The 20,722-nt window shown below is 23.1% G+C and carries 21 protein-coding genes; 5 read left to right on the top strand and 16 right to left on the bottom strand.

What is annotated here, in order from left to right:
- From ACTTAR_RS06300 to ACTTAR_RS06235, 14 genes are all read right to left on the bottom strand, one after another.
- Positions 1 to 206, bottom strand: a 206-nt coding sequence (locus ACTTAR_RS06300) for a hypothetical protein (protein WP_440698021.1), incomplete at its 3' end; no start/stop codon positions are given.
- Positions 207 to 249: 43 nt separating this feature from the next.
- Entirely contained in the window at positions 250 to 1,017 is a 768-nt protein-coding gene (locus ACTTAR_RS06295) for a hypothetical protein (RefSeq protein WP_440698020.1), read from the bottom strand.
- A 373-nt stretch (positions 1,018 to 1,390) separates the two neighbouring features.
- Positions 1,391 to 2,128, bottom strand: coding sequence for a hypothetical protein (locus tag ACTTAR_RS06290; RefSeq protein WP_440698019.1), 738 nt, complete (start codon positions 2,126 to 2,128; stop codon positions 1,391 to 1,393).
- 90 nt (positions 2,129 to 2,218) lie between these two features.
- Entirely contained in the window at positions 2,219 to 3,316 is a 1,098-nt protein-coding gene (locus tag ACTTAR_RS06285) for a glycosyltransferase (protein WP_440698018.1), read from the bottom strand.
- Positions 3,301 to 4,026, bottom strand: coding sequence for a glycosyltransferase (locus ACTTAR_RS06280; protein ID WP_440698017.1), 726 nt, complete (start codon positions 4,024 to 4,026; stop codon positions 3,301 to 3,303). The genes ACTTAR_RS06285 and ACTTAR_RS06280 overlap by 16 nt, the downstream gene beginning before the upstream one ends.
- Before the next feature lie 7 nt (positions 4,027 to 4,033).
- On the bottom strand, positions 4,034 to 5,170 hold the full coding sequence (locus ACTTAR_RS06275; protein ID WP_440698016.1) for a glycosyltransferase: 1,137 nt from the start codon (positions 5,168 to 5,170) through the stop codon (positions 4,034 to 4,036).
- Positions 5,171 to 5,240: 70 nt separating this feature from the next.
- Positions 5,241 to 6,263: an NAD-dependent epimerase gene (locus ACTTAR_RS06270; protein WP_440698014.1), complete on the bottom strand. Its 1,023-nt coding sequence runs from the start codon at positions 6,261 to 6,263 to the stop codon at positions 5,241 to 5,243.
- 15 nt (positions 6,264 to 6,278) lie between these two features.
- A complete protein-coding gene (locus ACTTAR_RS06265; protein ID WP_440698013.1) occupies positions 6,279 to 7,181 on the bottom strand; it encodes a methyltransferase domain-containing protein in 903 nt (300 codons plus the stop codon).
- Positions 7,175 to 8,140, bottom strand: coding sequence for a sulfotransferase (locus ACTTAR_RS06260; RefSeq protein WP_440698012.1), 966 nt, complete (start codon positions 8,138 to 8,140; stop codon positions 7,175 to 7,177). The genes ACTTAR_RS06265 and ACTTAR_RS06260 overlap by 7 nt, the downstream gene beginning before the upstream one ends.
- A gap of 23 nt (positions 8,141 to 8,163) precedes the next feature.
- Entirely contained in the window at positions 8,164 to 9,159 is a 996-nt protein-coding gene (locus tag ACTTAR_RS06255; protein ID WP_440698011.1) for an N-acetylneuraminate synthase family protein, read from the bottom strand.
- Entirely contained in the window at positions 9,134 to 10,303 is a 1,170-nt protein-coding gene (locus ACTTAR_RS06250) for a glycosyltransferase (protein WP_440698010.1), read from the bottom strand. Before ACTTAR_RS06250 ends, ACTTAR_RS06255 begins: the two co-directional genes overlap by 26 nt.
- Complete coding sequence (locus tag ACTTAR_RS06245) at positions 10,269 to 10,856, bottom strand: cytidylyltransferase domain-containing protein (RefSeq protein ID WP_440698009.1); 588 nt, start codon at positions 10,854 to 10,856, stop codon at positions 10,269 to 10,271. Before ACTTAR_RS06245 ends, ACTTAR_RS06250 begins: the two co-directional genes overlap by 35 nt.
- A gap of 3 nt (positions 10,857 to 10,859) precedes the next feature.
- Positions 10,860 to 11,867, bottom strand: coding sequence for a hypothetical protein (locus tag ACTTAR_RS06240; protein ID WP_440698008.1), 1,008 nt, complete (start codon positions 11,865 to 11,867; stop codon positions 10,860 to 10,862).
- 12 nt (positions 11,868 to 11,879) lie between these two features.
- Positions 11,880 to 13,280 (bottom strand): surface carbohydrate biosynthesis protein, encoded by a 1,401-nt coding sequence (locus ACTTAR_RS06235; RefSeq protein ID WP_440698007.1) that lies wholly within the window; start codon positions 13,278 to 13,280, stop codon positions 11,880 to 11,882.
- 56 nt (positions 13,281 to 13,336) lie between these two features.
- Here ACTTAR_RS06235 and ACTTAR_RS06230 point away from each other — a divergent pair, with 56 nt between their 5' ends.
- The 5 genes from ACTTAR_RS06230 to ACTTAR_RS06210 all read left to right on the top strand — a co-directional run bounded on the left by ACTTAR_RS06230 (position 13,337) and on the right by ACTTAR_RS06210 (position 18,874).
- Entirely contained in the window at positions 13,337 to 14,371 is a 1,035-nt protein-coding gene (locus ACTTAR_RS06230) for a methyltransferase domain-containing protein (RefSeq protein ID WP_440698006.1), read from the top strand.
- 143 nt (positions 14,372 to 14,514) lie between these two features.
- On the top strand, positions 14,515 to 15,231 hold the full coding sequence (locus ACTTAR_RS06225; RefSeq protein WP_440698005.1) for a methyltransferase domain-containing protein: 717 nt from the start codon (positions 14,515 to 14,517) through the stop codon (positions 15,229 to 15,231).
- Between the two features lie 3 nt (positions 15,232 to 15,234).
- Positions 15,235 to 16,941, top strand: coding sequence for an ATP-binding cassette domain-containing protein (locus ACTTAR_RS06220; RefSeq protein WP_440698004.1), 1,707 nt, complete (start codon positions 15,235 to 15,237; stop codon positions 16,939 to 16,941).
- A gap of 109 nt (positions 16,942 to 17,050) precedes the next feature.
- A complete protein-coding gene (locus tag ACTTAR_RS06215) occupies positions 17,051 to 18,445 on the top strand; it encodes a surface carbohydrate biosynthesis protein (protein WP_440698003.1) in 1,395 nt (464 codons plus the stop codon).
- A 264-nt stretch (positions 18,446 to 18,709) separates the two neighbouring features.
- A complete protein-coding gene (locus tag ACTTAR_RS06210; protein WP_440698002.1) occupies positions 18,710 to 18,874 on the top strand; it encodes a hypothetical protein in 165 nt (54 codons plus the stop codon).
- Positions 18,875 to 19,012: 138 nt separating this feature from the next.
- Here ACTTAR_RS06210 and pseI read toward each other — a convergent pair whose 3' ends face one another.
- Both pseI and ACTTAR_RS06200 read right to left on the bottom strand, forming a co-directional pair.
- On the bottom strand, positions 19,013 to 20,047 hold the full coding sequence (pseI, locus tag ACTTAR_RS06205) for a pseudaminic acid synthase (RefSeq protein WP_440698001.1): 1,035 nt from the start codon (positions 20,045 to 20,047) through the stop codon (positions 19,013 to 19,015).
- A gap of 108 nt (positions 20,048 to 20,155) precedes the next feature.
- Complete coding sequence (locus ACTTAR_RS06200) at positions 20,156 to 20,722, bottom strand: GNAT family N-acetyltransferase (protein ID WP_440698000.1); 567 nt, start codon at positions 20,720 to 20,722, stop codon at positions 20,156 to 20,158.

Below are 20,722 nucleotides of genomic sequence, written 5' to 3'. Positions count from 1 at the left end.
AAGTTATTCTCATTAAAACTGTCATCTTTTATTAATTTTATAATTTTTAAATTTTTATTTAAAAAAAATTTGATTGATGGATAATCACAAGTAATTATATCAACTTGGATATTTTTTTTTAACAACCTTGAAATTAACCAATAAAAATTTTTTTCAATCCCCCCAAATGCTATTTTTGGAAAAAAAATTAATATTTTTTTTTTCATAATTAAAAATTACAGAAATAAATTATTAAAGTTATTTAAATCTTCAACTATGCTCATAATATTTTAAATTTAAAGTTGCTACAAATAATCCAAAAGGTTGTATCAACATAAAAGTGTTTCCCATATTTAATGAAAGAAAAATCAAGATTGAAACTATATATAATTTATTAATCTTATTAATATTTTTCAAAATATATACCGCAAAATAAATTATTATTAAAAAAAATGGTATTAAACCAAAATAAATAATAAATTCTAAAAAAGTATTCTCTGCATAAAATCCATATTTAAAAGCATAAAAATCAAAACCCTTACCAAAAAAATTCCATGAAATATTATCCATTGCATTGGTCCATTTTTCAAAACGATAAGTATCTACCTGGTTATTACTAAAAAGCTTAAATTTTAATGATTCAAAATATCTTGTAAGATTGAAAATAAAATTTTCCTTATTTAAATAAATTTGAAACAGTTTTATGGATAATAATAATGAAATAAAAATTAAAAATTTTTTTTTTAGGTTCGTATTGGTAAAATAATAAAATATCAAAACTAAAGTTATAAATATATTAACCCTACTCTCTGTATATATTGTTAATAAAGAAACTAACAAAAGCATAAATAAAATAACTCGATCTTTGTTATTAATCATAAGGTTATATAAAATGATAAAATAAAATGGAGCTAAAGACACATTTGGATTCATTGAAAAACCTCTATAATTATCTATTCCTCTCCCTTCTCTATACACTTGATAAAAATCTAATTTTAAACCCATAATATCGAAATTATTAATTTGAAATAAAAACATAACAAAACTTATTATCAAGATGATTAAGAATAAAATATTTGATTTTAATATAAAATCATTACTTATCTTTCTTAAGTCAATTATAATTAAAGTAAAAATTTGAGATAAAAAAATAATAACGAAAGTTAAAATATCAAAATTTAAATTTACAAAACTTAAAAGCGAATAAAATAAAGTTAAAAAAAATATTAAGATCAGTGTCTTAAGCCTATTAAGAGATAAATAATAAAAACCTATCGCAAATATTATGGCCATACTTAAAGTGCTAAAAGTTAGATTAATAATAAATTTAGAAATCCAAACTTTTGAAAATATAGCACCAATTAAAGAAAGAAAATAAATTGAATGATGTATATTTAGCCTTAGCACAGGTTTATTTTTTATTTTTGTTTAGTGAAGTATCAAAATCAAAATTAAAATATTCTACATCTTCTTTATACAAATCATAAACTCTATTAATCAAATTATTATTATAAAATTTTTTATAATCATCAAAATTGACAGAAGTTTTATTCATTCTTTTTAATTTATTTTCTCGTGAAAAATTTTTATTTTTTTCTTTCATTAAATCACCAAAATCTTTGTCCAAATGTTCAAATCTTATGATTTTTAATCTATCTTCATTAATGCCTTCAATGTATGATTTTTGAGTATACCATCCATCTACGACCTTATGCCAAAAATAATCTTTTTCTTTAAATTCGAAAGAACTCTCAATATAATTTTCAAAGGTTTTTAACTTTTTGGGTATTTCTAACTTTTTTTGTTTTAAGACCTTAAGTCCAAATAAATATTTTGAGACGCACCTGCTCCAAGGATTTCTGATTACTACTACAAATTTGTAGTTATTTTTAATAAAAATTCTAAAATCTTTATAACGACCGTGGGCATAATTTCCAAAACCAATCGCCTTTCTAAGCTCAAAAAGGTATGATTTGGGATAAGAAAAAATAGTTGGCATAACAAGATATGAATCTAAAACTTCAGAATAAGTTATTGCTGTCCCTGCATTTTTTGGGATATGTATAAAAAAAAATTTTTGTTTGTAGCCTAAATCAGATGCAGAAATAAAATGATTTTTTAATATTTTATAATAAATCTTATATTTCATTTAATTTATTATTGATACATAAATTGATTTCTTAAGCAACAAATAGAAAATAAAACTAAAATTAATTATTTTACTTAGTTGATAAAATTTTTAATTGAACTTCATTATTAATTTAACTCTATTTTTCCATGTATATTGAATGGCATCTTGATAAGCTATATCTGCTTTTTTTTTAGCTAATTTTTTATTTTTCAAAATATATTTAATTTTATTTGCCCACAAATCCTCATGATAATTATTAATCATAAATGAATTTTTTGAATTCAATACTTCTTTTAATACTCTATGGTTAGAGGAAACAATAACAGTTTTATGTGACATATACTCAAACATTTTTAGAGGAGACATCCATTTTGAAATATCATCTTGACCAACACTTGAAACTTTTTTCTGGTAAGGCATTAATGCAATGTCAGTTTTAAATAATATATTTTTTACCTTATTATGAGGAACATGTCCGTGAAAAATTACATTTTTATTGGATTTATTTTTTATTAAATCAATATCACTTTGATCCCCTCCATAAATATCAAAATCAAAATTTTTAAAATGTTTTGCTATCTTTATTATAAATTCAACTCCTTTACCTTTATGAAAAGACCCAATATATGAGATTTTAGGTTTTTTAAGTTTAAATAGTTTTTTTTTTTTTATTTTTTTATCTAAACTAACTCCATCAGGAAATGTTAAAAATTTTTTCGTTGAAATAAATTTTTGATAAAAATTTTCTAATGATTTAGAGATAAAAACTATTTTTAAAAAATTCTTATAATCATAAATTTTTTGTAGTTTCACAATATCCTTATTGCAATAAGGAGTTGTGTGCATTTCTAGAATATTTTTAAACCCAAGTTTTGAAAGTATATAGGATATTTTTATATCTCTAGAATAAATAATATATTTTTTTTTAAAAATAAAGTATTGAAGTATTACTAAAATCAAGATCAAGTATTTGGATAAATTTCTATTAAAAATTTTAATTGGAAGAAAAAAATTTAAGTTAACTTTTTTTTCTATTTGATAATAAATTCTTATATCCTTTTCAGATGTAAAAATTTTTTTTAATCCTATTAACTTTATTGATTTTCCAATTTTTGAAAAAGCAGAACACATTTGTGCTACCTGAACTGTATTTGCTTTCTTACTTGGAAACTCAAAGGGATGTATATAAATTATTTTATCTTCCATCTAAATTGCGTTAATTTATAAATGATTTTAATAGGATATAAAAAGATTGAAAAAAGCGAATCTTCATTTAGTATTTTAATATCTTCAATCATTTTTTTTAATTGATTGCTATATTTTGTAGAATTTCCACCATCTCTTTGATCTACAGAGTGAATATTCAGAAATTTATAATTAATATTGTTATCTTTGAATATTTTTCTTAAATATTTAAAATCTGAAGATATTTTATATTTTGTATCAAAATTAAATTTTTTAAAATAAGATCCAATAAACAATCCTGTATGAGCAGGTAGGATTATATGACTCAATTTTTTTGGTGCCCCCCACCTTCTCACAATGTTGTTTGTTTTTTCACTTACGATGTTTACATCTGTGGATATTACATCTGACCTAGATTCGTAGACTTTTGATATTTCGTAAAATAAATTTTTATTTTTTATAGTGTCATCGCTACAATAAAGAAAAATTAAGTCGCCTGTTACATTATCTAAGCATTTGTTTAAACCAAAAAAAATTCCATTATCCTTTTCAACAAACAATTTAGTTCTATGATCTTGAAATTTTTTTAATATCTTAACCGTATTATCAGTTGAGCAGCTATCAAAAATTATATGCTCATAATTTTGATAAGTTTGAGATTTAAGAGCTTTTAAATTTTCCACCAAATATTTTTCAGAATTATAAGTTGTGGAAATTACTGAGATCTTCATATGTTTTCTATTTTTGATTATTAAATATATCGAAATATTTTTTAATTATATTTTCTGAAGAATAATAATTCCTAATATAGGAACCACCTTCTAAACTTTTTCTTTTATATACGTGATAATTATTTTTTACTTCAATAATTTTTTTTCTTAAATCAAGAACATTATCTTTTCTAAAATATATTCCAAACTTCCCTTTTTTTATGGTTTCCTTCGGTCCATATTTGCAGTCTGAAACTATGACAGGAATATTCTGGCATAAAGCCTCGATAACCGTATGGCCTGGACCTTCCCACCTACTCGGCATAACAAATAAATGATAATCATTTAAATTTTTCCAAGGTTTATTTTGCCATCCCAAAAGATTAACTTTATTATTCAATTTTAATTTTTTTTTTAGATTTGTAAGTTTAATTCTATCTTCACCATCTCCAATTATGTCCAACTTAACATCAGATATTTTAGATATTGCTCTTATCAAAACATCAAACCCTTTTTGTTTGTTAAGTCTTCCAATGCAAATTAATTTAAAAGTATTTCCAGTTTTATAAATAAAATTTTTTTTCCTTTGGTTTTTCATTTCATCTGTAAGTACTGGATTGGGAATTTCATATATTTTTTTTGAATTAGTATAGTTGGTTATATGTTTTCTCATATCATTTGTAGGAATGATAATCCCTTCATAATTTTTCAAAATACTTCTCCAAATAAATTTTCTAAAAAAATTTTCGTAAACTAAACCAGCTATTGAACAATAAAATTTAATATTTTTTTCAAAAACAAAATATAAAGAGATAAATGCAATAGCAATATTTGACATTCGAGTGACAACTATTACTTCTGAATACTTTTTTCTTTGATTTAGTAAAACAAATGGAAAAATTAATTGTAAGTGAAAAAAAACAAGAATAATCCAGATCCTATAATATAACCAAGGAAATTTTTGCTCTAAAAATCTAAAAACAAAATTAATTTTAAAAGGATTTTGAATTAAATTTTTTTTTTTTAAATGATCAAATTCATCATAATAATTAAAAACTTTAAAATCGATATAATTTAATCTTTTAAAATTTTTGAATAAATTTTCAAAAATATATGTTTCTCCACATTTGTTGTAATGCGGTGAAATAAATAATACTAGTTTCATTATTTTAATTTAAAAATTTCATTCAATATAAATAATATTGCTTAATATATAAAAATATCATTGTAATTATTTACACCTTATAATAACTCTTGTACCACCTAACAAATCTTGAAACTCCTTCTTCAACAGAGGTCAATGGTTTGTAGTTAAATTTTTTATTTAAACTATTTATATTTGCAAAAGTATCTTGGACATCACCTAATTGTAGAGGTAAATAATTTATTTTTGCTTTTTTATTTAAAGCATTTTCTATTGCCCGAATATAATCCATAAGCTGTACTGGTTTATTATTGCCAATATTATAAATTTTCCAAGGGGCTATACTACTTGCAGGGTCTGGTGAGTCACTATTCCATTCAAAATTTGTATCAGCAGGTTCATCTAATGTTTTTATTATTCCCTCAACAATATCATCAATATAAGTAAAATCTCTGCTGTGTTTACCATTATTAAAAACATCTATAGATTTCCCTTCCAAAATATTTTTTGTAAATTTAAACAAAGCCATATCTGGTCTTCCCCAAGGTCCATAAACTGTAAAAAATCTTAGACCTGTTGTAGGAAGTTTATAAAGATAGCTATAAGCGTGTGCCATGAGTTCGTTAGATTTTTTTGAGGCCGCATAAACAGACAATGGATGATTTGCATTATCGTTTTCTGAAAATGGCATCTTCGTATTAGCACCATATACACTAGATGTGCTGGCATAAACTAAATTTTCAATTTTATATTTTCGACAATTTTCTAAAATATTTGCAAATCCTAAAATATTGCTATTAATATAAGAAAGTGGATTCTTTAATGAATAACGTACACCAGCTTGGGCAGCTAGGTTTACAACTTTTACAGGATTATGATTTTTAAAAATATTTTCTAAGGCATTAGAATCCTTTAGATCAACTCTATAATGTAAATAATTTAAATTTTCTTTTAAATTAAGATACCTGGCTTCTTTAATTTCAGGTTCATAATAATCATTGTGATTATCAATACCAATTATTGTATCTCCACGCTCTAAAAGCTTTTCACATAACGAAAAACCAATAAATCCTACAGAACCTGTGACAACAATTTTTTTAATAACTTTATTCACTAAAATATATTTAGATTATTTAAATTTAAATTTTATAGATGTCGAATTAAAATAATGTTTTACATCATTATAAAACAAGCTAATATTAACTTTTCCATTTAACAAATGGTGGAAATGCATCATAATTGTTTCTTTTAATCCCATAATTTGAAAATTTTCTCTTAATATTAATTTTTCTAAGCTAAATCTAGAAAAACAGTTTAAATGCTCAAGAGGTTGGATTGGTCCTTTTTGAATTTTTATTTTAGAGGGATCTTTTGGTAAATTTGATCCATCTGGAACCGAAATAAAAAATATACAATCTTTTCTTGCTACTTTCTTAAGTATTTTAAAAATATAGTTAAAGTTATCTAAATGTTCTAAAACCTGATCTAGACGAATAAAGTGAAAATAATTTTCGTAATTATTAATATTATCAAAATCTATTATATTAATTTCCATTTTCTTTAAAAAATTCTTTCTTTTATTAGAAAGCTCAAAAGCATAAGGATTATATTTTTTTTTATCTCCAGAAATTAGCCAGTGACCCCAACCAGCACCGAAATCAAGTATATTAATTTTTTGTTTTTTAAATTTATGGAATAGTAAATTTATTTCTTCAAAGACTCTAAATTTATCTTTAACAAATTTTAATTTACTTTTCTCTAAACTCTTGTCTGAGTCAATTATATTGTCATAAAGTAAATAACTAAACTTATTGTCAGGAGAATTTTTTTGCCAAATAAATTTACAATTATCACATCTTAATAGATGAAAATTAATACCCTCTAATTTATTTTTAAAAAGTTTAAATTTTTCTTCACCATAATACCCTGTAAAATACTTTGTTAATCTAGGACCAAGAAATTGCTCATTATAAAAGGATATTCCTTCTCTATTACAAATTTTACAATTATATGTTTTATTAAATTCTACCATTGCAAAAAAGATTTTAATTTTTTTTCTATAAATAGTTGATCTTTTTTTGATAATAAACTTTTGGCTTTATACGCATTATTCTTTGATTTTGAAAAATCGAATTTATAATTAATTTCTTTATCGTCGATAAATTTTAAAATTTTATTTTTTAATGTTTCATCACTTACAAAATTTTCAAAATTTACTTTTAAAATTTTTTTATGAAATAAATTTTTTTTATAATTTAAATAAAATTTTTTTATTATGTAATCGTACCAAATAACAAATTTTTTGATATCTTCTCCTGGATAAGCTTTCGATGATCTAGATTTCATACTATAAAAAATACTTCTAGGGTCTCTTGTAACTATGATCAATTTTACATCATCAAAAAATTTAAAAATTTTATGATAATTCCAAATTGATATTGGTTGATCCAAAATTATTTTTTGTTTTTTTTTTAAATTAGATTGAATTATCTTTTTTAAATATTTTTTAGCTTCTCTTAAAAAAATTTTTTCATCAACCGGTAAAATCATATTAAATTTATTAAGATGTTTTTGTTTAACATTAAAAAATCTCGATTTTGTTCCCAAAGTTAATTTTTCAAAAAAATTCATTTGAACTTTATAAAATTGCGGTAAACCAGGATAGCTAATTAATGTAATTTTATCTGTAAAATTATTTGTTTCTTCAATAAATTTTTTATCAAAAATTCTCACATACCTGCCGTCAACTTTCATTTTTAGCTTAGATAGTGATTGTGTATAATTCTTAAATCTATTAAGTGCGTTTGAGCAATTATTTATTGTAAAATCCTCATAAAAATTTTTATATAAATTTAATAGCCCATCAGGATCTTGTAGCAAGCGAAATTCATGACCTTTGACTGGTGAATAATATCTAGTATTTAGTTTTATAAAATCATGAATTGCACCACCTCCACTATTTCCAGGACTAATAGTGGCGACTATTTTCATAGTTTTTTTATTATTTTTTATATCTAAACTTGATTAATATTTTTCAGTTTTACAGTTTCGTCCCAATTATAAACAATTTTATTTGTTTTCGATTTACTTATAAATCTTCCTTGATAATAATCTCTATTTAGCATCTCTTCATTTGTTAGTTCTCTGTTAGCAGAGCCTAAAATTTTTGAGTATTCTTTTTTTTTATATTTTTTTTTTATAAAATTTAATATTTGTGAATTTGGAAGATCTAATACTTCTCTTAATTCTTTCAATTGAGATGGGTTAACAGAGACAACGCCATCTTTTGTTGCATTTTTTTTTAAAATAGTAAAATGTCTCTCTATCCATGTAGCTCCTAGAGTTTTTGATATCGCAGATAAATCATAGGAATAAATGTCTGGATTTGAATGATCACTAAAACCCACGCTTTTTGAAAATTTTTTTAAAAATTTAATTCTCAAGAGTGATGCTACTTCAGGAATTGTTGGGTAAATTGAAATACAATGAAGTAAAGTAAATTTTCTTTTATATTCTTTTAAAATTTTTGCAGTTTTTATTATCTCTCTATCATATGCTCCACCTGTTGAAACTATCATTTTGGATTTAACATTTGAAAGAATATCTTTTATCATGGCATGAGATGAACAATCGAAACTTGAGATCTTTAAATATTCTAAATTCATCTTCTTTACTAAATTAATTCTATTCCTAGTAAAAATAGTTGTCATAGGCTTAATCTTATATTTTTTGCAAAGTTCTAAAAATTTAAAATGTTCATCGGGATTTAAATCAAGATTTCTAAGCCTTTGAAATTCTTGATTAAAAGGTCTCTTCTTGCATTTTGTATATCCACCCTCAATTAAACCCTTTTCAAATCTTTCACGATAATTAAGATCGTTTGATCTCATAGATTGAATTTTGACATAGTCTGCTCCATTTTCTTTAGCAGCATGTATCATTTCTTCAACAATACTTAGATCACCATAATGATTTTGACACAATTCAGCAATTAGATTTACTTTCTTCATATATTGTTACTATATCTTTGATTATTTGATTTGCTCCATTTGGATTTATATAATTTGATCTTAGTTTATTTTCAATATTTTTCATATTTTTTTTTACAAAAAAATTAATTTTTTTTTCAAAATTAGATTTAAAACTAGATTGTTTCATTATTGAACAATAGCCTAATTTATGCATTTGATCTAAATTTGCCTTTATTTCTGGATTATTTTTTTCATCTATAAGTAATGCTGGTTTTTTAAAAATTAATATTTCTGTTAAAGTATTAAATCCACCTCTAGCAACTAAAAAATCAACATAAGATATTAATCGATGCATATTTTTTAAACCTTGTATTGGAATTAAATTTTTTTGCTTAGCAACATATGTTTTTAATTGATCAGAAAAATTATCTACTGATATGTAAAAATCTATATGTTGCATTTTTTTAAGATATTTAACAGTTTTTTGAATTAAGTTTGAGTTAGTTTTTGTCCCATTATCCATTATTAAACATTTCAATGAATTTGTACTTTTAAAAAATTGATTTGTTCCTTCTTTAAAAATATTTTTATTAAAAATTAAATTTGTTTCTTTAAAATTGAAATAATCATTTGAAAGTACTTTTTTTTTTACAAAGGTAGGAAAATAAATTTTATTTGATAACTTCAAAGAATCCTTAATCATTTTCGTTTCCTTTAACTTTTTAAATCTGGTGTTATGGAAAAACCAATCCCAAGTGAATCTAGCTACACCAAATGATGGGATGTTTAATATTTTTGCTAATTGAAAGGCCTCTGGGACTAGATCTGAAATTATGATGTCAAAATCCAATTTTTTTTTACTTTTTAACATTTTTCTGATGTGCATATTTGAATTTTTTGGCCAATTAATAAGTATTTTTTTTGTACCAATTAAATCTAATTCACCACTTTTTTTTTTTATTGTGCAAAGAGTATTTGGATAAAAATTATAATTTATTTTATTACCAAAATATTCTTTCAAGAATAATAATCGTTTATCATTAAAAATTGTAAATTGAATTTTTGGATTGTATTTAAAAAATTCACTAATTATAGTTTTTTGTCTAACTGAATGCCCAAAGCCTTCATCAGAAATGAAAACAGCTATTTTATTTATTTTTTTTTTCAATATTTTTTTTCGCATTTACATATTCTTCAAAATTATGAATATCAATTAAGTTCTTAACATAGACTCCAATTTTTGTACTTAAAGTTTTTTGAAAAACTGTTTTATATGTCATAATTCTAAATGCAGCATTCTGAATTTTATTTTTATTAATTGAAATAAGTTCCTTTATTTTAGCGCCAGGAAAAAGTTTTTTTTCAAAAAAAACCAGCGCTTTTTCTAAATCTTTATACTTAAGTTCTGGTGAATTAGGTTGAAGAGAAATTACAATCTTAGGTTTTTGAGAATTTTTATAAATTTTTTTAATAGCATGCACTACTACATCTTGTTTTTCGGCATTTTCATATGTAAGTCTTTTTGGTCTTTTTATAAATTTAAAACTGTTTGCCAAAGAAAGTTTTTCAATTTTTTTACAATCAGAAGAAATAATAATTTCATCAATTTTTTTTGATTTTTTTATCTCTTTTGCAAGATATAAAAACATCGGCTCACCTTTAATTGGCAAAATATTTTTATTTTTCAATCTATTAGATTTTTTTTTTGCTGGTATTACAACTACAATTTTTTTCATATATTATAATTTTAAATTTATCTTATAGAATTTTGAACATAATAGATAAATTTCTTTTGACTTGGTTTTTTTTTCAATTTCAAAAGTTATATTTTTACAAAAAATTTTTCTTTTTTTTAAATAAGATTCAAATTTATCTGTGAATGAGAACAAATGTTGTTTCTCAAGATTTTCATCTGAATGAAAATAAATCGCTACATATTTGCTATTATTTAAGGCAAAGTCTAAAATTTTTTTAGGTTGGTGCGTATGATCTAAAGTATGAAATATACCAAATAAATCATATATTTTAGTTTTTTTTATTAAATTAAAATCTTCAAATTTAATATCTAAAATTTTTGATGCTAGAGATCGACTATTAACTGACTTATAATTATCATTATATAACCAACTTAAATATGTATTATCAATTATAATTGACTTATTTATATAACTACTTTTTTTTAATTTATATTTAATTTTTATTTTATCTAATTTGTTTAAATATTTTTGAACTTCTTTTTGTTTTTTTTTTATTGAAGCTTTATTTACGCCTGCAACTTGTCTTGAAGAAAGATATTTTAAAGAATAATTAAAAGATTTTTTATAAAAATTTATATTTTTCTCATATTCTTTGCTAAAAAAATCAATCATCAAACCCATAAAAGGAACATTAAACTCACAATAATTTTTAATTTTCAAATTTTTATTAAGTATATTAAATAGTTTTCCGTGATTAGGTTTAATTCCATTTTGAAAAAAATTTATAGCATTTGACCAATTGCGATTATGTTGACCATAGACCTGATTAAATATTTTAAAAGATATTTCTTTTGAAAACCATGGATTATTTTGAATTATATAGCATTTTTCACATTCGAAAATTTTCATTTTTTTAAAAAATTTATCAGAAAGTTTAAAATCATTTTTAATAGCAATAGTGTAGAAATTATGAGTAAAATTTTGATTCAAAATTAATTTTAATTTTGATGAACCACAAAAAATACACTCATTATATTTAGCAAGTCTCATATTCAATTTTTATTATTCATTTTTGTCTAGAAGAAAAACTTCTGGTATAATTTGTTTAACTCGCAAATTATCTACTTTTTCATAGCTATTTATGTAATTTATTCTTTCTACAAAATTTTTATACTGCAATCTTGTTCCTATTTTTTCTTTCATAAATCTCTCTAACAAAGCTTTTTTTTTATTTTTATATCTGATAATTTTTTTTATATAATTTTTTAAAATTCTATACTGATTAATGATAATAAAATAACCGTCATATTTTTTCTGTTTAAATAAAGAATTGTAAGTTTTTACATCTTGTAATTCATCAAATCTCTCCAAAATACTTTCAAAACTATCAAAATTTTTTGAAGAATTTTTTATTTCTATAAGCCCTTCATTTGGATGTGTTTTATTCTCAGCTGTTTCAAAATTTCTTATTGTTGCATTCAGTTCATCAACTGATCTTACAACTTTTGATATTCTTTTTAAAAGATCAATTTCTGATGCCCTAGTTTTTTTTCCTAAAAAATTTACTGTCTTTTTTTTTAAAAAATATGCTTCTAATAATGATGTGGAGTTAGTAGATATCAACATTTCACATGAATTAATTAATGGATATGAGGTTGAATGCAAATCTGTATTAATAACAATATTTCTAAATTTTCTTTTAGCTATATAATTTTTCCAAAAGTCAAATTTTTCATTTGGGTGTGGTGAAATTACAAGTTTTTTATTTGGAAAATTTTTTTCAAAGTTATCTAAAAATTTCAAGGTCTGTAAAAGGGCATCTCTTTGCATATTTACTTGTTCATTAGCAAGGAATATATGATGAGATTCTGGGTCAATATTAGCTTCTACAATTCTATTAAATACGTAATCGATTTGATGTGTTTCTCTAATTTTATTTATTTTTGCAAAGGCAGTTAGTAATAAGATGTAATCTCCAAATTTTTTTTTAATTCGAGCTGAATCTTTTTCTAAAAGTTTCTCATATTTTTTTTTTAATAATTCTAATCTTATATTTCCACACACAAGAACATTTTTAATTATAGAATTAAATTTTTTTTTAATTATCGGATAATCAGATCCCTCACCAACACATAAAAGTATATCCAGCTTGTTTAAATTTTCATTATTCATTCTCCAATTTATTTTATCCTCAAAGTCTAAAGCTAAAATTAATTCCTCATCATTTGAAACTATTTTAAAATTATTTTCTTTGAGAAAATCTATGTGTTTAGTATTTCTAGGTCCGAAACTTTTTAATATTACAATTCCAGGATTTGTAAATTTAAGCAAGGAACGAATTGCAGCTTTTTGGCCTATCACAACTCTATAATTTCTTTTAAGAGCTTTTAATGCTAGCAAGGTTTTTGAATCTAGCTCTCGTTTGACACTTTCAATTATTATAAAAATAATTTTTTTTTTCATTTATTTAGATATAAAACTTTTAAATTAATATAATATAGAATAAACGTATTATTAAAATGAAATTATCCAGATCATTTAAGTTAGATAGTGGAAATAAGATTATTGTAAATGAAAAGAAATATTTACTTAACCTTTTAAATCCAACTTCAAAAAATACAAAATATTATGATCCTCCACCTCAAGGTAAAATTTCAAAAATACAAATAGGAAGAATAATTTTACAAGTTCATCAAATTCTTAGTTTGGTAAATAAATTAGGATATAAGTTTCAAAACAAGACCTTTTTAGATATTGGTTGTGGTAATGGCATGATTCCTAGACTAATTTCTTCACTCACAGGAATAAAATATTCATATGGAATAGATCCATTTTTAGATGGAGAACATCAAACCAGTTGGCCAAAACACAATCAATATAAAGTATTTCTAAAGATTATAAATAAGCTCAAAAAAAAAAAATTTTTAGAATTTGAAAATTATTCAAATCTATTAAAGTATGAAAATTTTTCTTTAAAACCAAGTAAACAAAAAATTTTATATAAAAAAAATTATCACTATGATTTTCGTCAGCTCTCAGCCTTAAATTTAGATAAACTAGAAATAAAAATTGATATTGCTTATCTCAAATCAATTGAGCATTTCAATGATTGGGATAAACTATTTTTAAAATTGAAATCATGTTTAAAGAAAGGTGGGATTATAATTTTTAAACATAGATCCTTTTTTTCATATCTCGGCGCACATAGATACGCTAGCATTGGAATTCCCTGGGGGCATGTGATTCTTAACGAAAAAGAATACAAAAGATATATAAAGGAATTTCATTATAATCGAAAAGATAAAATGATAGATTTTTTTTATAATGGTCTTAATTATCCAAGATCAACAATTGGAGATTTATTAAAGTATGCAACAAAACACAATTTTAAATTAAAATTAATCACTACAGAACCTACTCATTATAATGAAAAATCAACAAAATTTATCCACGATATCAAAAATTTTTGGTCCATAATAAAAAAAAATTATCCCACTGTTTCTTATGATGAGGTTTTAAGTGGAATGTATCATATCGTTTTAGAAAAAATATAAAACAGAATTATAATATATCTAGAAGATACTTTTTTAAATTAATAAAAAAAATCATTTATCTCTTACATGATTATGATAATTTAAACTTTTTAAATCTAATATTCTTTAACTTTAACTGTAATAAGCTATATTAATTTTATCTTATGAAAAATAAATTAGGTCAAAACTTAGAGGCAGGTAATGCTTCATGGACTTTTGATAATGATGTGTGGAAAAATTTTGATAAACATATAAATAAATCTATTCCTCTTTATTTACTATGTCATAAACTTGGACTTGAAATTTCAGATTTTTTTTTAGAGAAAAACTCAAAAACTATTGATTTGGGATGTTCTACTGGAACATTTATAAAAAAATTAAATGCTAGACATAATAATAAAAATTTAAAAATTAATGGCTATGATTCAGTTAAAAAAATGGTTCAAGCTGCAAAAAATAATAATAAAAATAAAAAAAATATTTCAATTTTAAAAAAAGATATCGTAAAAGATAAAATTCTAAATAATGTTGACTTAATAACCAGTTTTTTCACACTAAGTTTTGTAAAGCCGGCACATAGACAAGAAGTATTTAATAAAATATTTAATTCATTAAATTGGGGGGGTGGATTTATCTTTTTTGACAAAGTTAGAGCACCAGATGCAAGATTTCAGGATATAATGACACAAATTTACACCAATTATAAAATAGATAGAAATTTTTCGCCCAATGAAATATTAAATAAAAGCAAGAGTTTAAAAGGAGTTCTAGAACCATATTCAACTAGAGAAAATTTTTTATTTTTAAAAAGAGCTGGATTTAAAGATTATATGACAATTTTCAAATGTATTACATTTGAAGGTTTTTTAGCAATAAAATAATTAATGCTAAAATTTTTAAAAATTTTAAACACTAATCAAAAAACAAAACTATTAATATTTTTTATATTAAATTTATTTTCAGTTGGAATTGAAGCTTTGGGAATCAGTCTAGTTCTGCCACTTCTGCATTCTCTGCTCAGTCAAAATAATTTTTTATTAGAAATAATTCAACAGTACTTTCCAAATTTAACAAATTTAGAAAGTATAAAAATAATTCTTTTATTATTTTTTACCATATTTTTTTTAAAAAACTTGTTCATAATATTTTTTGGTTGGTGGCAAGCAAGTTTTGTAAATTCAATTCATCATTACCTTCAAAATTCTCTTTTGAAAAGATATCTTACAGATGATTTGCTTTCAATTAATAGAATTAATGCTGGAGTAAAAATAAGAAACGTAAAAACTGAGACATCAAGATTTGCTAAGTATCTAACTGGATGGATGTTGATTATTGTTGAGAGCTTAATGATTATTGGTCTGTTAGTGGTTATGTTGATTAATAATTATAAGTTAGCAGGATATTCGATATTAATATTTTTTTTATTTTTTTCTATATACTATTTTTTAACAAAAATATTATCATACAGGTGGGCCCAAAAAAGACTAGAAATATCAAAAATATCAAGCCTTTTTTTAAATGAAAGTCTAAAATTTATAAAAGATATATCTCTTTTTAACAAACAAGATTATTTTTTAAATAATTTTAGAAAAAATGAAAAAAAAATATTTAATTTATCTACAAAATATTCTGCTTTTAACTTAACTCCAAAAGTCATGATTGAAATCTCAATAATTACTATATTGGTTTCATATTTATTTTATATTTTAAATTCTAATCAAGATTTAAATTTAGTAGTAGCTAATATTGGTTTTTATTTTGTTATAGCTTTAAGATTTTATCCAGCTAGTACAAAAATTATTCAAAGTTTAAATCAAATAAGAAATGCAAGTCCATCTATTGATTTGTTATACGATGAAATAATTCCTGGTTATAAAAATTTTGAAAAAATAGATAATAAAGATGTTAATTTAAAAATAAAACTAATGAATAAAATAGAATGTAATAATATTTCATATAATCATGCAGATAGTGGAATTATATTTAAGGATGCAAATTTAATTATTAATAAATCAGAAAAAATCCTGCTTATTTCACCAAGTGGCATGGGCAAAAGTACTTTTTTAGATATTTTGGCTGGCTTGATAAAAGTTGATGAGGGAAAAATCATGTATGATGATATAGATATTTCACGATATCCAAACAAAATTAAAAATATGATAGGTTATCTATCTCAGGAAAGTTTTGTTCTTAATGAAAGTCTTCTATTTAATATTACTTTTGAAAATGATGAAAAAAACATAAACAAAGAATTAATTGAGAGTGTTGCCAATTTAACTCAATTAAACAAATTATTTTCTGATCAAGTTTTAAATTTAAATTTACAAATAAAGGAAAACGGTTCAAATTTATCTGGAGGTCAAAGACAAAGAATTGCTTTATCTCGTCTTCTTTATAAAAATTCTGAAATATTAATTCTTGATGAGCCTACAAATGAAATCGATATTTCAAGTGAGATTGAAATTATAAAAAATATGATTAAGACATTTACAGATAAAACAATGATAGTCACTTCTCATAACCAATCATTATCAAAATACTTCGATAAATGTTATGAAATAAAGGATAATCAATTTAAACTCATTAGTTAAGAGTACATTATAGATAAATATTAAATTTATTAATAAATATATTAATTAATGTTATTTAAAATAACTTAACATAAGACAGTGTAAATTTTATTAGAAGCCATTAATATTTATGAAATTAATTTATATTCCAATCGAAATAAAAGCTCGAGAACTTACTAGCAAATTACTTTTCATTTCAGAAAATATTAATGAAAATTTTGTTTATTTTATTGGTGATAAAAAATCGTCAATAAGAGCAACTTCTTTGCTTGGAGAAGGAATATACTTTTATAAATCTATAAATTATAATGACACAAATCATATATTAAGAATCAAAAATAAGGGTAATGCATACATATCATTAGATGAGGAAGGTGGTGCTACTCAAAGCAATACATCCTCTTTTCAATCTTACTTAAATTACAGAAGTAATTTAAAAAATGTATCACTAGTAAATAAAATATTTACTTGGGGAAATTTTGATTACAAAGGATGGAACAAAAAATATAAAAATCATACTAATAAAATAATCAAAACTGGTTCTCCAAGATTTGATATTTGGAGAAAAGAAATTTATTCAAAAATTTTTAAGGATGAAATTTTACATTTAAAAAAATACTCTCCATTTTTTTTTATACCAAGTACTTTTATAAGTTCTTATAGTTGGCTACAAAAAGAAATCTCAAATGAAAAAAAAATGAAGAGAAATAATAATAAATTAACTTACGGCTATCTTAAAAAAAGAATTAAAGCAAGAAAAGACAGTCACAAAAATTTTTTAGCATTTGTAAATCTCATAAAAAAATTAACGAAAGACTTCCCAAAATATAAAATTTTAATTAAACCACATCCAACAGAAAATGTTTTAGATTGGAAAAAAAAATTTAAAGAAAAAAAATACTCTAACGTTTTAATTGACAATAAGTATGATTTAACAGCATATATAGCTGCTTCAAATTGTGTTATCTTTAGTGAGTCTACTGCTGGAATACAATCTATAATCATGGGTAAAAAAGCAATTTCTTACAATTTAAAGAATAATGTAACATTTCGAAATTTTGCAAATAAATGTGCTCCTCAAACATCTAATTATGATTTTCTGTTAAAATATTTAAATGAAAATTATAATTATGAAAAATTAAAATATAAAAAAAAAATCAAAGATAGATTTTATATTACAAAAAAAACTTCATCAAAAATAATTATGCAAAATATAAAAAAGATTAAAATGAAACCTGTAAATTTTAGAGTTTTTAATTTTAAAGTAAATTTTTTTGGTTCTTATTTTCTAATAAAAGATAATCTTAAATTTTTTCTAATGAGAGTTAATCAGATAATCTTTAAAACAAAACCAAAGATTGAGTCTCGATTTAGTTATTCGTTGAAAATGCCAGGTGGAATAAAAAGAGATGAAATAGAACAAATTTTCAAAAACTTAAAAATAGATAAAAAAATTAAAATTAAAAATTTTGGAAAAGATGGGTATATAATTTATAAAGATATTGATCAAAAAAAATATTATTAAATTATGGATAAATATATTATTGCTACAATAAAAATTGGAACATCAAACAATTTAAAAAATCAAGATATAAAAAAAGTAAAAATTGGTTTTTAATAAGCAATCCCAAAAAATTATCACTTTCTTATCTAAAATCAATTAAGCCAAATACATTCTTTTTCCACATTGGAGTAAAAAGTCAGTTCTAAAATAATTAATAAAATAAGATCTGATGCAATTTTTACTCATCATAGATTTTGTACCAATATAGATCATCAATATTGTCATGTGGCTTCTGTAGTTGCATCTAGACCTTCAATTAATTCTCACATTCCTATTTTTTGTGGCGAAATACCAAGCAGTACAGGTTATCTGAAACCTACTCAATGGGAACCAAACTTTTATGTCAATATCTCAAATAATGATTTATCGGCGAAGATAAAAGCAATGTAAACATTTGAGGAGGAGGCAAGGACAGATACTCATCCATGGTCACCTGAGGTATTAAGGTCATTAGCCAAATTAAGAGGTTCGGAGTCTGGTTTTTATTTTACAGAGTCTTTTATGATATAAAAAATATTTCAAAATTAATTATATCTCTGATATTATTTCCCAAGAAAGTGGGGTACCTTTTTTGACATCTTGTTTTATAGTTTTGCCCAAAATATCATAATAGTATTTTGGATGTAAACCATAACCAGGTCTAATAGATTTTATATTTTTGTTAGTTAATTTTTCACCTTTTTTAATATCCTGACAAATAAATAATGAACGACGTCGACACATATCTTTTTCTGAGACACTATAATAAACTTTGCCAAGACTTGCCTCAACATCTCTGATATCATTTACCATCTTACGAAACTCTTCTGGCTCCATGCTAAATGCAGAGTCAGGTCCTCCTAACTCTCTATCCAAAATAAAATGTTTTTCAACAACTGTAGCTCCTAATGAGGTTGCTACGATTGGAACAATACTATCTAATGTATGATCTGATACTCCAATTTTTACTCCAAACCTATTTTTCATTTCTGGAATTGTTATTAAATTAGCATCACTAACAGAAGCAGGATAATCTGATGTACATTTTAATAAAGTAATATCATCATTTCCAACTTCACGACAAGTTGAAATTGCTAACTCTATATCTTTAATTTCAGCCACACCATTAGAAAGAATAATAGGCTTATTTTTGCTTGCACAATATCTTATAAGAGGGATATCCACAATTTCCAATGAAGCTACTTTATACATTGAAACATTTAAAGTTTCTAAGAAATCTACAGCCTCTATATCAAATGGTGTAGAAAAAAAAATTAAACCTTTCGCTTCAGCTATTTTTTTTAGTTTAGATTGCCACTCATATGGCATTGAAGCCTCTTTATAAAGTTTCCACGGCGTATAACCTTTCCACAATCCTTCTAAACGTGGTGCAAAATAACCTGTGTCCATATTTAAAGTTAAACTATCTGGCTTATAAGTCTGAACCTTCACTGCGTCAGCCCCAACTTCTGCTATTGACTCAATAGTTTTTACAGCTAGATTAAAATCATTATTATGATTTGCTGACATCTCAGCTATAATGAATGTTGAATTTTTTTTATCGGTATTGATAGATTCTTTCATTTACACATAATTTTCTATCATAATTTATTTAATATACAATAAATCTAATTTTTTTTGAATTTATAAATTAAAGATTTTTTTTTAATTAAATTTTAAAAGTGAATTTATTTATATATTCAAAATTTTATTAAGTTTACAGATTGCTTTTTTTGATATTTCCATTGTAACAAAATTTTTTTTCGGTAGTTCAATATTTTTTTTTCTTTTTATAAACTTAAAGCCAAGTTTTAAATTTAGATTAATGTTAGTTACATTATTAATATCTGTAAAAATATAAATTTTATTTAAATCAATAATTTCAAAGCCATATTTGAGCCAAACAGCAAAAGCTTCTTTTGCAAAGCCCATTTTTCTGAATGATGAGTCGCCAATCATTTTTCCTGCCTCTGCAATACCTAAGGCTTTATTAATATTTTTAAAATGCACTGTCCCAATTGGGGTTCCTCTAAATTTTTCACAAAAAATATAGTCAATACGACTCTTTGCTCTATTTTTGAACCAGGTTTGATGCTGTTTAATATTTATTTTTTCTCTACTTAAAAACACTTCATGACTTTCTAAAGTTAAAAGATTTTTCCATGCTACTAGTAATTTTGCATCTGTTGCAGTTATTGGACGCAAGAAAAGCCTTGGTGTTTCAATCAGCTTTTTTTTATCATATTTATAAGAATTCAA

Origin of the sequence: Candidatus Pelagibacter sp. HIMB1709 (assembly GCF_052047635.1) — a bacterium.
In the GTDB taxonomy this organism is placed as follows: Bacteria; Pseudomonadota; Alphaproteobacteria; order Pelagibacterales; family Pelagibacteraceae; genus Pelagibacter.
Note: the sequence above shows the minus strand (reverse complement) of the source record. Positions and strands in the feature narration are given on the sequence as shown.

Excerpts from the sequence above, each read along its gene's own strand:
- ACTTAR_RS06295 (WP_440698020.1), bottom strand. The coding sequence starts at position 1,017 with ATGTTTTTATTTCAAATTAATAATTTCGATATTATGGGTTTAAAATTA.
- ACTTAR_RS06290 (WP_440698019.1), bottom strand. The coding sequence starts at position 2,128 with ATGAAATATAAGATTTATTATAAAATATTAAAAAATCATTTTATTTCT.
- ACTTAR_RS06285 (WP_440698018.1), bottom strand. The coding sequence starts at position 3,316 with ATGGAAGATAAAATAATTTATATACATCCCTTTGAGTTTCCAAGTAAG.
- ACTTAR_RS06280 (WP_440698017.1), bottom strand. The coding sequence starts at position 4,026 with ATGAAGATCTCAGTAATTTCCACAACTTATAATTCTGAAAAATATTTG.
- ACTTAR_RS06275 (WP_440698016.1), bottom strand. The coding sequence starts at position 5,170 with ATGAAACTAGTATTATTTATTTCACCGCATTACAACAAATGTGGAGAA.
- ACTTAR_RS06265 (WP_440698013.1), bottom strand. The coding sequence starts at position 7,181 with ATGGTAGAATTTAATAAAACATATAATTGTAAAATTTGTAATAGAGAA.
- ACTTAR_RS06260 (WP_440698012.1), bottom strand. The coding sequence starts at position 8,140 with ATGAAAATAGTCGCCACTATTAGTCCTGGAAATAGTGGAGGTGGTGCA.
- ACTTAR_RS06255 (WP_440698011.1), bottom strand. The coding sequence starts at position 9,159 with ATGAAGAAAGTAAATCTAATTGCTGAATTGTGTCAAAATCATTATGGT.
- ACTTAR_RS06250 (WP_440698010.1), bottom strand. The coding sequence starts at position 10,303 with ATGCGAAAAAAAATATTGAAAAAAAAAATAAATAAAATAGCTGTTTTC.
- ACTTAR_RS06245 (WP_440698009.1), bottom strand. The coding sequence starts at position 10,856 with ATGAAAAAAATTGTAGTTGTAATACCAGCAAAAAAAAAATCTAATAGA.
- ACTTAR_RS06240 (WP_440698008.1), bottom strand. The coding sequence starts at position 11,867 with ATGAGACTTGCTAAATATAATGAGTGTATTTTTTGTGGTTCATCAAAA.
- ACTTAR_RS06235 (WP_440698007.1), bottom strand. The coding sequence starts at position 13,280 with ATGAAAAAAAAAATTATTTTTATAATAATTGAAAGTGTCAAACGAGAG.
- ACTTAR_RS06230 (WP_440698006.1), top strand. The coding sequence starts at position 13,337 with ATGAAATTATCCAGATCATTTAAGTTAGATAGTGGAAATAAGATTATT.
- ACTTAR_RS06225 (WP_440698005.1), top strand. The coding sequence starts at position 14,515 with ATGAAAAATAAATTAGGTCAAAACTTAGAGGCAGGTAATGCTTCATGG.
- ACTTAR_RS06220 (WP_440698004.1), top strand. The coding sequence starts at position 15,235 with ATGCTAAAATTTTTAAAAATTTTAAACACTAATCAAAAAACAAAACTA.
- ACTTAR_RS06215 (WP_440698003.1), top strand. The coding sequence starts at position 17,051 with ATGAAATTAATTTATATTCCAATCGAAATAAAAGCTCGAGAACTTACT.
- pseI (WP_440698001.1), bottom strand. The coding sequence starts at position 20,047 with ATGAAAGAATCTATCAATACCGATAAAAAAAATTCAACATTCATTATA.